Origin of the sequence: Legionella jamestowniensis (assembly GCF_001467745.1) — a bacterium.
GTDB lineage: Bacteria > Pseudomonadota > Gammaproteobacteria > Legionellales > Legionellaceae > Tatlockia > Tatlockia jamestowniensis.
This window is the reverse complement of record NZ_LNYG01000013.1, coordinates 472859-487634: the sequence shown is the minus strand read 5'-3', so window position 1 is coordinate 487634 and position 14776 is coordinate 472859. Positions and strand designations below refer to the sequence as shown.

Genomic DNA, 14776 nt, shown 5'->3' with positions numbered 1-14776 from the left:
TAAATACCCCATTGTCCATGACTGGTTGTTAATTTATAAAGTCATTAAAGATGAGCGCATATAATTTTAAGATTATCGTCAACAGGCCTTCATAGGGATTTGTTTGGATGAGTTCTAGCGGTGTCGCTGTAACTATTATTCATTTAATTCGACTATGTTTTGAAATTCTTCAGCGGGAAGCCGTATGGTTCTTGGTCCATATTTTTGATTAATCCCATCAATTTCCTATTCAATTTTGGACTAAGTTTAGTATGCTCTCCTTTATGGTGGTGAAAATTGATCGTCGTCCACATCTTCTGGTGTGGAATTTTTAGAGCTTTTTCTATTGTTAAAAAGTGTCCTACCGCTTACTGTTTGAGAATTATCCGATTCTTTAGCAGATTCTATTTCTTCGTCACTTTCATCGTCCTCGATAAGCATTATTACTTCATCATCGTCGCTGCTACTAAGATCAATAAATTCACATTCCTTATCCTCTTCCTGCACTAACTTTATGTATTCTTCACGTGTCTGTACTTGCTCTTGAAGCAATTGTTGATAAGTTAGTTGAATCTTCTCTTTATATTCAGGAGGAATTAAAGCAGAATCAAAAAACATTTCGTGATAGTCAGCTGGCAATGCAAGTTGATTATCAATGATAAAGTTGCTCGTTAATTTTAGAATCTCGTGAAATGCATTATTTTCCTGGTTAAGCTGTAGTGTATCTAAATATCGCAGCAGAAAATAAAGCGTTAAATTTTTTATGGGAATTGCCAAAGCGAGATCATCATTTTTAAGATCTTTGCCCCTATCAGAATAGATTTTTTTCACTTCTAAATTCAAATCAACAAAACAAAGTCCATAATCCCAACCGGCGTATATCGGTGGCTTATCTTTATCAAGAGTAACTACCCTCCTAAAAGCGGCCTCGCCCATCATTCTTGCTAAGAGCGTATCGCCACTTTCTCGCAGAATATCCTCAGGAATTTTAACTCCTGCCAGTTTTAAAATTCTTTCTTCCGCACCAAATTCCCTTTGATCATAAATGAAGTAATCGACTTGACATTGAATTTTATATAGCCCCACCTCCATCTGGTAACCGCCATTAAAAATGTGGGGCTTTTTGCAAGCACTTAATGTGATCAAACTATTTGCTTCATGTTCTTGAAATTGCTTTTTATAAAACTGCAGTAATTTTTTATCAGATGCCTCATAAAATTGGGTAAAAATAGATGTTAAATTATCTATCTGCTCGTTCAGAGCTGTACTTACACCAGACATAAGCGGGGCTTGATAAAAAAAATCCTCAATGATGACTTGGTTTGCTTCATTAACTTTGACAAATTTTAATTCAACAATAAACGGCTCTTCGGAGACCACTCTGATGACATCAGGTTTTGATAGCTGTTGAAAATATTCCTTTAATAATAAATAATTTTCTTTAGACATTAACATTGAAACATAGGCATTTTCCGATATAAGTGCTCCTAAGTCCTCTGCAGTAATATTTTCAAATTCGATTTTAGTCAGCGATGAGTTTTTAAAACATAGCGTCTCGGGCTGTATTTCAACAATATTATTTATTTCTTTTGCTTTTTGTATATTCTTAAGAACCTCCATTAATGTTCGAAATCCATTATTTTTGGCCTGGAAAACGAAGAGTTTGGAGGCTACCGTATCAAGTAAGGTCAAGACATGGACATTATCATTAAACAGTTGCTTTAAAAAATTAATATGCACTATATCCAGGGGAATCTTGCTCACCCAATTTTGAAACTCATAGCCTTCGTAGGATTTAAGATCATGTTCAAAATCACATTTAAACTCCTTAGCTATTGTATCTAATTCACGATCAAGGAGCAGATGAGCATCATTTGTTCTTGAAATAATTGTTATAAAAAAGGGGGGGGTATCCTCAGCGCTTACGAGTAGGCCCACCAAATTTAAGCTGACAAAATAATTGCCTGATTTTGTATTTTTTCCCATGGAGAAAAGTTCATTACATCCTGCGCGGGCTTCCTCATTCTTTGTTGTAACTTCATCTTCATCTTCATCTTCATCGGCCGGATTTCTAGTGACCATATTCAAATACATTTGATTTTTAATACAACTTTGATCTTCAAGTGCAGGCAACAAAACAGATTTAAGAAATGATCTGCTCAGTTCGATATCTGGATTTATCATGTTTTAAACTCTAAGATGAAATTTTATAATTATAGCATCAGTTAGGTGCCGGTTTTTCTAATTAATACCGGATCAGTTTTGGGGAGAGGATCACAATCAGCCAATGAACTCTAATTTAGGATGCCTCTAATATGGGGGGTTTACAATACTCACGAAGATTAGTTGAACTATCAACGAACGGTTCTTCTACAACTGTAAATAGATGGCAGGATTTTGTATTTTGCGATTATTTTTAAGAACTTGGTAAAAAATTATGAAAATAGTATAAGCTTGATATAGGTGTTTAGGAGGATGTATGGCACTAACTTTATTAAAACTGGAAGACATTAAAGAATGTATTTCCATGAAAGAAGCGATAGACACAATGGAAATCGCTTTTAAGCAATTGGCAAAACAAGAAGTGATCATGCCAATGAGAACCCCCATCCCAATCCAGAATCAAAATGCTTTAACATTAACAATGCCTGCGTATTTACCCAATCTGGAGGCATTGGGATTAAAGGTTGTTTCTTTTTTTCCAAATAATGCAAAAAAAAATCTCCCCAGTATTTATGGAACTATTTTGCTTTTAGATGCGGCCACCGGGGCAGTAGAGGCTATTATGGAAGGGACTTATTTAACTGCCCTGCGAACAGGGGCTGTCTCAGGTCTTGCAACAAAATACCTTGCGCGAGAGGATGCTAAACATTTGGCAGTTATTGGTTCTGGTGTTCAAGCTGTAACTCAACTGGAAGCGATGGCAACAGTGCGGGATATCGAGAAAGTTTCTATATATTCTCGTAATAGGGAAAGAGCGACACAGTTTGCAGACACAATAAGCGAACATTTTGAAGTAAAGGTTTGTAAGGATATAAAACAGGCGGTAGCGGAGGCAGACATAATTTGTACGGCAACGAATAGTACGGAGCCTTTGATATATTTGCAAGATATTGGTTCTAATGTTCATATCAATGCCATTGGTTCCCATACAAAAGAAATGCGGGAAATTGCTAACAATGTATTAGCAAAAGCGTTAGTGATTGTCGATCAAAAGGAAGCAGCGTTAGCTGAGGCTGGTGAGATTATTCATGCTATTGCCAATAAAGCACTCACAAAAACACGGCTAAAAGAATTAGGGCATATGCTTACAAAAAATACCACTTACTACAAAAAAAGACTCACTGTTTTTAAATCAGTAGGACTTGCAATTCAAGATATAAGTATTGCACAAACAGTTTACCACAATGCAAAATTAAATCGTTTAGGTTCTAAATTTGAACTTTAGACGATTCCAAAAAAACGCAAAAGGTAATTGGTGGCTAAGCCGGCTACTAGTCCGAATAGATGGCCTTCCCAAGAAACACCTTTTTTGCTAGGAAAAATTCCTAAAAAAATTCCAGCAAAATAATATAAGCTAATGATACCCAGAATAATTGCTGTAACAGTGCCCTGTTGCAAAATATCGCTGACTAACAATCCCCAATAACCGGTAATTAATGAACTGGCCCCAAGATGAATACCGGGTTTAGCAAAACACCAAATTAAAAAGCCACTTAAAAGCGTAATGAATAAGGTCACGTATAAAAAGTAAAGTAGTCCATTGATCAGGATAAAATTACTTAATACGACCAAGGGGATTGAATTAAAGAATAAGTGATTAAAATTGGCATGCAATAAAGGTGCAAACACAATACCAGGAAGCCCATAAAAACGTCGTGGAATAATGCCAAGATAAAGCAGGCGGTTATTTAAAAAAAGGTTAATAAAATAGACTAGCCAAGGAATACCCAGAATTATGATGAGAATATTCATATTGGCTTGCGTCTGTTGAATGATAATGTTCAAGCTGCGATTAATTTCCTCAAGCATATTCAATTCCACATCTTAACGAGTAGTTAGTTCATTTTTTTGTGTTGTTTTCTGGGCAGTGTTACTGGCTGCTGGTAAAGCGGTAATGATTCGCACGGGCACAAAAAGAAGAGGGTCTACCAATGTTTGATTCAGAACCATTGACCAATGTAAATGCGGGCCTGTGGCACGTCCAGTCTTTCCTACAGTTCCCACCTGTTGACCTTGCTGTAAATGATCACCGACTTTCACGTTCATTTCTTTCAAATGGGCATATAAAGAAAATAAGCCCATTCCATGGTCAACAATGACCGTATTGCCTGTAAAAAAATAATCTTTAGCACTGACCACATTACCATCGGCAATGACATGAACAGAGGTATCAGCCGGTGCGCCAATATCTAAACCTGAATGAGGGGGACGTGGTTGCTTATTGTAGAAACGCTTTAACCCAAACAGGCTGGTAATGGGGCCGTGTGCAGGAGCTGCGAATTTTGCAGAGAATGGATTTGCAGCGGTATATTGGGCATATAAGGCTTGCATTTCTTTGTTTTCTTTATCAATCCTCGCCTGTTCTTCAGCAGAGGGATTAACCAGGCGATTGTCTTTAATCGTTAAATATTGAGTCGCATAATGCTTATCCGTCATGTGGAAAGGAATTGACATCTGATGGGGTTTTTTCATTATGAGTTCTTGAACTGGTTGTGTTTTATCCAGGGGTATGCCAACAATTAGTAGCCATTGATTGGGTTTAGTGCTGGGAACCACCGCAATTTTTTTATTATCGTAATAAACCTCGGGCTTTTGCTTAATGTCAACCGGAATAATAGTAATGCCCCCGTTTACTGCATGGTTTTCCGGTAAGGAATTCGCAAACAGATTATTAGCTAATAACAATAAAGCAAAACAAGTTAAACGAAAAAATTTAGAATAATCCTTCATAGCTTATCCTTTTATGTTGATGATTTCGCAATTTAGACTGCCGTGGGCCAAGCGTACATCAATGAGGTCACCTGGATTTACCTGAGAACTATCGTAGATGATTTTTTTATCTACTGTGGCAATCGCATATCCCCTATCCAGTGTAGCTAATGGACTTACCGCATGCAATGTTGCCAGTTTGGCGCTAAAAATTTGTTTTAAACCGGCTAGCCTCGCTCTCATGAGATTTGTTAGTTGTTGCTCAAGGGAAAATAATTGATTTTGAAGTTGCCTTAATACAACCTGAGGACTATTGATCTGTAATTTAGCAAACAATAAAGCCAGTTTGTTCTTGTTCTTTTTTAATAAATGCTGCATGGATTGGTAAAGTTGGCGCTCTAAAAAATCGATAGCTTGCCAGTGTTTGGCAATCAGCTGTTGCGGGGATAAAATTTTGGCCATTTTACTGGATAAAAGAAGTTGTTTATGCTGGGTAAATTGACCCATCAGGGAAATTGCGCGACGTTCCAATAATTGCAATGCCGTTATTAATTCCAATTGGTTTGGGGTAACGGCCTCAGCGGCTGCTGTGGGGGTAGCAGCCCTTAAGTCTGCGACAAAATCAGCAATGGTAAAATCGGTTTCATGTCCAATGCCTGTAACAATAGGAATTTGACTATTGCTGATGGCCAATGCCAACTGCTCATTATTAAAAGCCCACAAATCCTCAATACTGCCGCCCCCTCTGGCTAGAATAAGTACATCTACCTGGTTATCATGATTGGCTTTGTCAATCGCCCTAATAAGTTGCTTTGAGGCTTCTTTGCCTTGTACCTCACTTGCATATACTTTTACAGTGGCAAGAGGATAGCGTCTTGCCAATGTGGTAAGAATGTCTTGTAGTGCGGCACCAGTTGACGAGGTAATGACGCCAATAATAGAAGGAAAACGAGGAACTTCTTTCTTTCTTCCAGCGTCAAATAATCCTTGGGACTGCAGTTTTGCTTTTAATGCCTCAAACTGGCGATAAAGTTCCCCCAGCCCCGCATCGCTTAACGAGTGAACAATCAGCTGATAGTCACCCCGTGCTTCATAGAGGCTTAATTTCCCCTGGGCTAAAACCTGTTGGCCATCTTTAAAATGTCGGCTCTCCAGGGAATGATAGTTGCGGAAGTAAACACACCGTAACTGTGCTGAGGCATCTTTTAAGGTAAAGTAAAAATGGCCGGAGTTTGGCTTGCTTAAATTTGATAATTCACCAAGAACCGCTACCTCACCAACGTCGTTTTCCAGCCAAAAACGAATTTGCCGATTAAGTTGGCTGACGGTAAGGGCTGGTAAATCTTGATGCATACATAACCCACTTAAAGGCGAAACTGTTATTTTATCAATAAAAGTAAGATGAAAAAACTACAGACCTCAATACAAGGCTTTTTTCATGACGGTAACCCGTTTTTTAAGATAACATGTTTTCCAGAAAAGGCAGGGATACGTTCACCGGGCAAGACAATTCCTATCAAATTAAGTGGGTCTACCGCGGAAATGCTGATATTATGTTCATTTGGGGATTTCCTTTTCATGCTGCGTATAGAATCAACCGCATAAGATAGTGCAAATTGCTCGCCAAGAAAGCCACTTACAAAGCGACCACCCCTAATTTCTCCTTGTGCTTCAAGGCGACGAAAACCAATTAGCAGCTCTCGCCAGGAAGGAAGAATTTTTTCCCTGGCCAGCAACTCTCGGAAGCATATGCCATATCGTTTTAGCAAGACCCGGCATATGGCCTCAAGCCTTTTATCTTTATCGGTGGTTTTTCGGAATTTTAGTAGGGACCATCTACCTGTTGATTGCCTGAATACACTACGGCTTCTTTTGCCTAAGCGCCGGTGAGGATCGATTAAGGCTCGCAAATTGTCAAAACCATCTGCTGTTATCAAACCGGCTGAGACTAATTCCCATAGGCCTCTTTCTATTTCAGCTTTTAAATGATTGATCCCTTGAACAATATCAACAAAAAATGAGGCTCCATTTTCTTTTAAGAACAAATAAATAGTTTGGGCGACAGCACTTAAAACAGGTATTGTCTCTTCCTCCAGATGGAGTCTTATAGGCATCCAGTCCGCCTCTTCACGAACAAAAAAGGTTATGGGCGCAACGCTGGTGGGGATGACCCGTTTGGGTTTTAAAGAATCATTTTCTGAAATATCCTGTCCTGACAGTGCTGGATGTGGCGATAACCGTCCCCAACCCACAATACCCATTAAACAAAGTCGATCCAGCATATCTGAAGTGTAGTCTTTTATGCGTTTGGTAAAAATTTGCTTCTCCCAGGCATTAGCAGGGATTTCATAACCTTGCATTTGTTTGATAATTTCCAATAACCCTGGTTCACCATTTAACTGTGTTCCTGGCATGATATGTTGCCAGGCAGTTAACCACTCCATAAACTGGCTAGGACTCACCGGTTCTATTTCCTTGCGTAATTTGCCCAAGGTTAAATGGTGGATTCTCGCCAGTAAACGACGATCGCACCATTCCAGCTCTGAATGGTTAACTCTAAAGTGCCCGCGAAGAATAGAGCCTGCGGATTCAAGAGTAATCAATGCTTGTTCTATTTCAGTTTGTTTAAGTCCCAAGGTTGATGCTAATTCAATGGCGCTCACAGGACCGATATGTTGCATCCACCCTCTCACCATATGGGTAATTGTTTCTTCACGCCCAGCTATTTTTTCTTCAATATCAACTAGCGGTATGGAAAAAACTGCATTGGGATAAATTTTAAGGAAGCTTTGTTTTTTTTCAGTAGCAATCCAGAATGTTTTATTATCAGCTGTAGCCTTGCCTGCTCGACCACAGGCTGTTAATTGTTCAAAAAAAATTTTCCATTCGGGAGGGACAGTTTGGTGTTCACTAAAGTGAACATCGGTAGGCAGTGTAGTCAAACTTTGTAAAGTATCATGTAATTCATCAGCATTTCTAACATCAGGCCATGCTTGTTTTTGCACTTCAGAAATCGCTACAGGATCTAAAGCGCCCACTTCGCGTAACAGCGAATCAGGCAGGACTCGTCGCATTTCGACAGCTCGTGCTCTTCTTTCTTCCAATGGGGCATCGTCAAGAAATGCATAGGGGTTGGCATTCAGTATTTCATGTGAAAACACCGATGGGACTGGTGTATCGACAGCCAAACACTGAATGGTCCCTTTTATCATATCCTGAAGAAGTTTAGTAAAACCTTCGATATCAAGTGCTTCAGTTAAGGCATCTTTCATCGTTTCGATAATTAAAGGATGTTTCGGTAGTTCAATATCATGTCCGGCAAGATTATCCTGACAGGCGGCAGCATCGGGAAAAACTGCGGCTAACAGATCATCAGAAAGCATCCGCAGAATATTAGGAGGAACTTTCCGTCCGTTACGAAAACGAACCAAGGCTAATGCCCTTGTTGCTACCCAGCGCCAACGTGTAGTAAACAAAGGGGATTGTAAAACAGCCTGGGTTAGCACATCGACTATCGTGTTAGGATGCAGAAAATTAAAGACATCGGCTAATGGAAAGCTGTGTTGTTCTGCTAGTGAAATGTTAATGCCATCATCCGTTGCCGCTGCTTGTAGTTCAAAATTAAACGAACGACAAAACCTTTTTCTTAATGCCAAACCCCAAGCTTTATTTATCCGTGCGCCGAAAGGGGAGTGAATAATGAGCTGCATACCTCCTGATTCATCAAAAAAACGTTCCGCAATCACTATTTCCTGTGTTGGAACGCATCCTAAAACCGTACGTCCTTCTAAAATATATTCTATTAATTGTTCGGCACCGGCATCGTTGACCCCGCAATGCATTTTTAACCAGTTAATTGCCTGTAAAGTATCTGGTTGTTTAGCAACTTCCTCCGTAGGAGATAACGTCAGAGGAAGCATTTCATGAATTGTTTTGCGTAAATCAGAAACCTGTAGTGAGAGCTCATCCGTTCTAGATGGTGCTTCACCCCGCCAAAATGGAACACTGGGGGGTGCACCATGTGCGTCTTCAACCAATACGCGGCCTTTAGCACTTTCTATTTGCTTGATTTTCCATGAAGTAGTGCCAAGTAATATGATATCGCCTCGATTACTTTCAACAGCAAAATCCTCATCGAGTGTTCCCACCATCACTTCATTAGGTTCGGCAACGACTGTAAATAAACCGTTTTCAGGAATGGCCCCACCGCTGGTGATGGCTGTTAAACGACTACCGCGTCGACCTTTGACCATGCCATTAAGCCGGTCGCGAAAAAGATAAGCACCATAGCGGCCACGTGCACCAGCAATCCCTTCAGACAGCATTTCTAAAATTTCATTATATTGCTCGCGTGTAAGATTTCTATAAGGGAAAGCTTGCTTTATTAATTCAAACAGTTGATCTTCCTGCCACTCCTCCGTTGCACAAGTGGCAATAATTTGTTGTGCGAGAATATCCAAAGGGGTTTCAGGAATGATAAGCTGATCTAATTCCTTTTCACGTATGGCTCGAACTAGTGCTGCACATTCCAAAAGTTCGTTGCGGGTAGTGGCAAAAATTTTACCTTTCGATAGCCCACCATGCCAGTGACCGGCACGGCCAATGCGTTGTAATGCAACTGAAATGGAACGGGGGGAACCTATCAGACAAACTAAGTCAATAGCCCCAATATCAATGCCTAATTCTAAAGAAGCGGTGGCTACAAGTGCTTTTAATTCACCATTTTTTAATCGAGTCTCGGCAGCTAATCGTAATTTGCGCGATAGACTTCCATGGTGGGCGGCTACAAGCTCTTGTCCCAAACGTTCAGCCAAATGATGGGCTACTCTTTCTGCCAGACGCCTTGTATTAACAAAAATTAAAGTGGAACGGTTTTGTCGAGCAAGAAGGGCCAATCGATCATAAATTTCATCCCACAACTCATTGGACGCCACGGGTGCTAGCTCGCTAGAGGGGACTTCAATGTAAAGCTCAAGTTTACGGATATGTCCAATATTAACAATGACAGGTTGAGCACGATTATTGCCGGCAAGAAAATTTGCAACAAGCTCAATGGGTTTTTGTGTTGCTGATAAACCAATCCGAACAGGTGAACTTAAAGTAAGTGCCTCAAGCCGCTCCAGTGATAATGATAAATGGGTGCCTCGCTTATTGTTTGCAAGCGCATGAATTTCATCCACGATTACTGTCTTTATGTCTTTAAGAATGGCGCGGCTCTTTTCTGCGGTTAGCAATAGATAAAAAGATTCTGGAGTGGTTACCAAAATATGAGGAGGCTTTTTCAACATGGCTTGTCTTTCACGAGCCAAAGTATCGCCGGTTCGTACAGCGATTTGAATTTCATCCATATTATAACCTTGCTCTTTACCAAGCGTCATAATTTCATCCAAAGGGCCCAGAAGATTTTTTTGCACATCGTTTGTGAGTGCTTTTAAGGGAGAGACATATAAAACTTGTGTTTGATCCGTTAACGTTTTGTCAATGGACTGACGAACCAGTTGATCAATACAAACCAGAAACGCAGCAAAAGTTTTCCCTGAACCGGTTGGCGCAGAAATCAACGTGGTTTTGCCTGCTAAAATTTGGGGCCAACCTTGTTCTTGGGGTTCGGTTGCTTTAGTGAATTTCTTGACAAACCATTCTTGGACTAAAGGATGGGCCCATGCGAGGTTGTTGGAATACGTGGAATTCATAGTTTACAGTATATGCAAATTCACCAAAATATGACAAAGAATAGGAAATTTAGCAAAAACTTTAGCGTTTAACAAAGACTAAGGGGAGGTGGTCTTGCATCCATTCAAGACTTTGTCAGCGACCTGTTATTGTGGTTAATGACGTAGAGACAAATTTTCTTCTAGCAGTGCGGCAATGCAAAATGCCAATTCGTGGCTTTGGATAATTCTTCAAGCATAATTTCTCCGCGAATACTATTTCCTTTGGAGTTCACTCGTGGACTCAAGACAACGATCCCTGCTTTCCCGGGAACTACTGCAATAGTATAACCAGAAACCCCGCTTTTGGCGGGCATACCTGTTTTAACCATATGGGTTCCTGTTTCATCGTACAAACCACAAGTAGCCATAATAGCTAGTGTGATTTTACAAGTTTCCACCGAGATAACCTGCTCGCCTGTTACCAAGTCCTTGCCTGCATTAGCAAGAAGCGTAGGTAAATAAAGCATTTGTTCAAGCATGGCTTCATAAGAACAAAGTGTGAAATAAAGATCGAGCGTTTCATTTATCCCAGCCCCCAAATTCTTTCTGCTTTTTAATAAGTAAGCGAGGGAACGATTGCGATCGCCGGTGCGTTTCTCGGAAGCAAAAACAAGTGGGTTAATACTAAGTTTTTGATTAAAAAGCTTTAATACCCATTGTTCCAGCCAGGCAAATTGTTGCTCACCAATCCCTGGAATATGGGAACATAATGTAATTGCCCCAGCGTTAAGCATCGGATTTGAAGGCTTAGGACCAAATTGCTCAAGACGGGTGATGGAGGCAAAATCATCCCCGGAGGGCTCTACCTTAACCCATTCAAACAGTTGGTTGGCGCCAAATTCTTCAAGTAGTCCAATGAGCGTAATCATTTTACCCGTACTTTGTAGAGTGACGGGCGCTAATGGTTGGTTACTGAAAGCTATTGGTTCGCCATTTAGAGGATGGACTGCTATAGCAGTAATGTCTTCGTTAACATTTGCCAATTCAGGAATATAATTCGCTGTATTACCTTCCTGACAAAGCTCCGCTTTGCTAACTAGTTGTTTTAAGAGCTCAACGGTTATTTTGTTCTCGGTCATACTCTCTCTAAAAGAAAAAAAAGGCTGGCCATTATGCTAAATTTAGCACAGTAATACAAATAATAGGGCAGTTTAAGAAAGACTTTTTAGATAATCATTGAATAAATAAATCTTTTAAAGGTGAAGTGTATTTATCCAAAACTAGAGAGATTCGCTCGAGTATTGGGTCGAAAGCGACCCAATACTCTTATTCGACAACAATAAATCAATTTAGTTATTCTGCTAAAAACTCCCGTAACTTCCTTCCAATATCAGGCGCTCTCATTAAACTCTCACCAATCAGAAAACAGTGAATTCCATGGTCTAACATACATTGTATATCTTCATGGGTATTAATGCCGCTTTCCGTAATCAAAATTTTATCAGATGGGAGAGAGCGGGCTAATTCAATACTGGTACGGATATCTGTGGTAAAGCTATGTAAACTGCGATTATTAATACCCATGAGGGGTGTAGGAAGTTTAAGGGCACGCTGCAACTCTTCATCGGTATGGCTTTCAACTAAAACCGCCATGCCAAGCTCCTGTGCTAACTGACAATAATCCTTTAGTTGGTAATCATCAAGTAAGGCAACAATCAATAAAATACAATCGGCACCTAAAAAACGACTCTCATAAATTTGATAAGGATCAATAATAAAATCTTTGCGTAATACCGGCAATTGCGAATTATTTTTAGCCACAGCTATGTAGGATGGATCGCCTTGAAAAAAATTAACATCGGTAAGGACAGACAAGCAACTCGCGCCATTGTTTTGATAGATTGTGGCAATTTCAGCGACATTGAAATCATCACGAATGACTCCCTTACTGGGTGATGCTTTTTTAATTTCAGCAATGATAGCGGGTTTATTGGCTTTAAGAGGTGCAATGAAATCTCTAATGGAAGCTATTTCCTGGTTTATTAAGATTCCTAAAGGCATCTGTTGCTTTGCTTTTGTAATTTCCAGTTTTTTATGTTCACTAATTTTATGAAGAATGCTCATTTTTTGCCCTATGAGTTAAATTTTTTAATTGCTCAAATCGACGACCAGCTTCACCACTATCAATGGTTTGTTTAGCTTTCATAATGGCCTCATTAAAACTTACGTTAGGGTTAGCACAATAAAGGGCAAGCGCTGCATTTAATAAAACAATATCTCGGGCGGGGCCTTGTTGGCCCTCGAATACTTCTTTAGCCAAGGTAAGGCTTTGGGCTGGAGAGTCCACGATTATTTTATCGAGAGTGGGGTGATAGCAGCCATAGTCATTGGGATTAATACTCCACTGCTTATACTGACCATTTTGATATTCAACAATGTCAGTAACAGCTGAAATGCTCACTTCATCCATACCGTCACGTGAGTTAATAACAAGAACCCGTTGACTACCAAGATTTACCAGTACTTTAGCCAAGGGCTCAAGCCAGTGTTTTGCAAACACTCCTACAACTTGCTTTTTAACACGCGCTGGATTTACTAAGGGTCCGAGGAGGTTAAATAGAGTACGAATACCGAGTTGTTGTCGAGCATTGCGCGCATATTGCATTGCCTGATGAAAATGTGGGGCAAATAAAAAGCTCACATGACATTGACGCATACATTCTTTAAGCTGGCCATCGCTAAGCTTAAGTTCAAATCCGGCATGCAGCAATAAATCGGCGCTTCCACTACGGCTGGAGACGGAGCGGTTGCCATGTTTTGCCACGTTTACACCAGCAGCAGCGACCACAAAGCTACTGATGGTTGAGACATTAAATGTATTTTTGCCATCACCGCCTGTCCCTACTATATCAATCAGATCATCTCCCAGATCAATATGATGGGCCAATTCCATCATAACGGTAGCGGCAGCAGTTAATTCTTCGACTGTTTCACCTTTTGCCCGCATTAATGCAAGAAAAGTAGCGATTTGTACATCGGACAATTCGCCTTGCATGCAAGCCTGCATGATACTCTGCATTTGTGAGGTTGATAAATTTTCACGAGCAATTAATTGTTCAAAAAGTTTATTGGTATTCATGTTGCTCTAAAAAATGGGTTAATAATTGCAAACCATGTTCACTTAATATGGCTTCCGGATGGAATTGTAGCCCATAAAGTGGATATTGACGATGAGAAATAGCCATTATAGTGTCTTCAGCCCATGCATCAATAGAAAAACAAGAGGGTAAGGTTGAGGGTTCTATCGTTAATGAATGATAACGAGTTGCATGAAAAGGACTAGGGATGTTACGAAAAAGTCCTTGTTTATGATGGATAATTGGAGATGTTTTACCATGCATAATTATTGGGGCGCGTACAATTGCGGCGCCAAATGCATAGGCTAAACACTGATGGCCGAGGCAGATTCCCAGAATAGGTATTTGTTGATAAAACCGTTCAATAATTGCTAATGAGATACCTGCATCCTGTGGCCCTTTCGGGCCTGGAGAAATAACAAGGTATTGCGGTTTAAGCGCTTGGATTTCATCCAGTGTAATGCAATCATTGGCATAGACTAAAACGTCCTGGTTTAAAATTTGAAAATATTGAACCAGATTGTAAGTAAACGAGTCATAGTTATCGATAATGAGGAGCATGATTGTCTGGGTATATTAATTTATAAAAAAGGCAAGATCCTGCGAACAAGTCGCTGTCTCTTTGATCACCTCTCTCTGCCGACGCCCCGCGGCTTTGTCGGCGGAGGTCCAGTGATTTAGCGCAGTGCTTCTGGATCCCGCGGACAAAGCCGCGGGGCGTCGGAAAGCAAAGCTGGACCAGGTTTTCAGAGATGTGTAGAAGAGTCAGGAACAAGTCACGGGAGGGAGTATGAGATAGGATGAAAAAAATCTTAACGCCTACGTTCCGCGGTTTATCCGCGGAATCCAGTGATATGGCAAGATTTCTGGAGCCCGCGGCCAAGTCGCTTAATCTTATACACATTTCTGCCGATGCCCCGCGGCTTGACCGCGGGGTCCAGGGATTTTGCGCTAAAACACTGGATCCCGCGGTCAAGCCGCGGGACGTCGGAAAGTAGAGCTGAACTGGGTTTTCAGAGATGTGTATACGAGACAGGAACAAGTCGCCGGAGGTAGAAAAAGGAGGCAGAGTAA

The 14776-nt window shown here is 40.5% G+C and carries 10 protein-coding genes; 1 reads left to right on the top strand and 9 read right to left on the bottom strand.

What is annotated here, in order from left to right; all coding sequences use genetic code 11:
• Positions 1–261: 261 nt before the first annotated feature.
• Positions 262–2163, bottom strand: a complete 1902-nt coding sequence (locus Ljam_RS06570; protein ID WP_058449322.1) for a hypothetical protein — start codon at positions 2161–2163, stop codon at positions 262–264.
• A 295-nt stretch (positions 2164–2458) separates the two neighbouring features.
• Between Ljam_RS06570 and Ljam_RS06565 the strand changes: the two genes are divergently transcribed.
• A complete protein-coding gene (locus Ljam_RS06565) occupies positions 2459–3427 on the top strand; it encodes an ornithine cyclodeaminase family protein (protein WP_058449321.1) in 969 nt (322 codons plus the stop codon).
• Here the strand turns inward: Ljam_RS06565 and Ljam_RS06560 are convergent.
• The 8 genes from Ljam_RS06560 to Ljam_RS06525 form a co-directional block, all read right to left on the bottom strand.
• Entirely contained in the window at positions 3424–4011 is a 588-nt protein-coding gene (locus Ljam_RS06560; RefSeq protein WP_058449320.1) for a rhomboid family intramembrane serine protease, read from the bottom strand. The two genes, Ljam_RS06565 and Ljam_RS06560, sit on opposite strands and share 4 nt — an antisense overlap.
• A 15-nt stretch (positions 4012–4026) precedes the next feature.
• The gene (locus Ljam_RS06555; protein ID WP_058449319.1) at positions 4027–4932 is read right to left on the bottom strand and encodes a M23 family metallopeptidase; all 906 of its coding nucleotides are present in this window, start codon (positions 4930–4932) and stop codon (positions 4027–4029) included.
• A 3-nt stretch (positions 4933–4935) separates the two neighbouring features.
• Positions 4936–6264, bottom strand: coding sequence for an exodeoxyribonuclease VII large subunit (xseA, locus tag Ljam_RS06550; protein WP_058449318.1), 1329 nt, complete (start codon positions 6262–6264; stop codon positions 4936–4938).
• 83 nt (positions 6265–6347) lie between these two features.
• A complete protein-coding gene (locus Ljam_RS06545; RefSeq protein ID WP_058449317.1) occupies positions 6348–10604 on the bottom strand; it encodes a DEAD/DEAH box helicase in 4257 nt (1418 codons plus the stop codon).
• Between the two features lie 161 nt (positions 10605–10765).
• Positions 10766–11704 (bottom strand): glutaminase A, encoded by a 939-nt coding sequence (glsA, locus tag Ljam_RS06540; RefSeq protein ID WP_058449316.1) that lies wholly within the window; start codon positions 11702–11704, stop codon positions 10766–10768.
• Positions 11705–11918: 214 nt separating this feature from the next.
• Positions 11919–12689, bottom strand: coding sequence for an indole-3-glycerol phosphate synthase TrpC (trpC, locus tag Ljam_RS06535; protein ID WP_058449315.1), 771 nt, complete (start codon positions 12687–12689; stop codon positions 11919–11921).
• Positions 12673–13704, bottom strand: a complete 1032-nt coding sequence (trpD, locus tag Ljam_RS06530) for an anthranilate phosphoribosyltransferase (protein ID WP_058449314.1) — start codon at positions 13702–13704, stop codon at positions 12673–12675. Before trpD ends, trpC begins: the two co-directional genes overlap by 17 nt.
• A complete protein-coding gene (locus Ljam_RS06525) occupies positions 13691–14263 on the bottom strand; it encodes an anthranilate synthase component II (RefSeq protein ID WP_058449313.1) in 573 nt (190 codons plus the stop codon). The genes trpD and Ljam_RS06525 overlap by 14 nt, the downstream gene beginning before the upstream one ends.
• Positions 14264–14776: the final 513 nt, after the last annotated feature.

What these genes read in the sequence shown, in the direction of transcription:
- Ljam_RS06555 (WP_058449319.1), bottom strand. Translation starts at nt 4,932, where the DNA reads ATGAAGGATTATTCTAAATTTTTTCGTTTAACTTGTTTTGCTTTATTG.
- trpD (WP_058449314.1), bottom strand. Translation starts at nt 13,704, where the DNA reads ATGAATACCAATAAACTTTTTGAACAATTAATTGCTCGTGAAAATTTA.
- Ljam_RS06545 (WP_058449317.1), bottom strand. Translation starts at nt 10,604, where the DNA reads ATGAATTCCACGTATTCCAACAACCTCGCATGGGCCCATCCTTTAGTC.
- Ljam_RS06525 (WP_058449313.1), bottom strand. Translation starts at nt 14,263, where the DNA reads ATGCTCCTCATTATCGATAACTATGACTCGTTTACTTACAATCTGGTT.
- Ljam_RS06560 (WP_058449320.1), bottom strand. Translation starts at nt 4,011, where the DNA reads ATGCTTGAGGAAATTAATCGCAGCTTGAACATTATCATTCAACAGACG.
- Ljam_RS06565 (WP_058449321.1), top strand. Translation starts at nt 2,459, where the DNA reads ATGGCACTAACTTTATTAAAACTGGAAGACATTAAAGAATGTATTTCC.
- trpC (WP_058449315.1), bottom strand. Translation starts at nt 12,689, where the DNA reads ATGAGCATTCTTCATAAAATTAGTGAACATAAAAAACTGGAAATTACA.
- xseA (WP_058449318.1), bottom strand. Translation starts at nt 6,264, where the DNA reads ATGCATCAAGATTTACCAGCCCTTACCGTCAGCCAACTTAATCGGCAA.
- glsA (WP_058449316.1), bottom strand. Translation starts at nt 11,704, where the DNA reads ATGACCGAGAACAAAATAACCGTTGAGCTCTTAAAACAACTAGTTAGC.
- Ljam_RS06570 (WP_058449322.1), bottom strand. Translation starts at nt 2,163, where the DNA reads ATGATAAATCCAGATATCGAACTGAGCAGATCATTTCTTAAATCTGTT.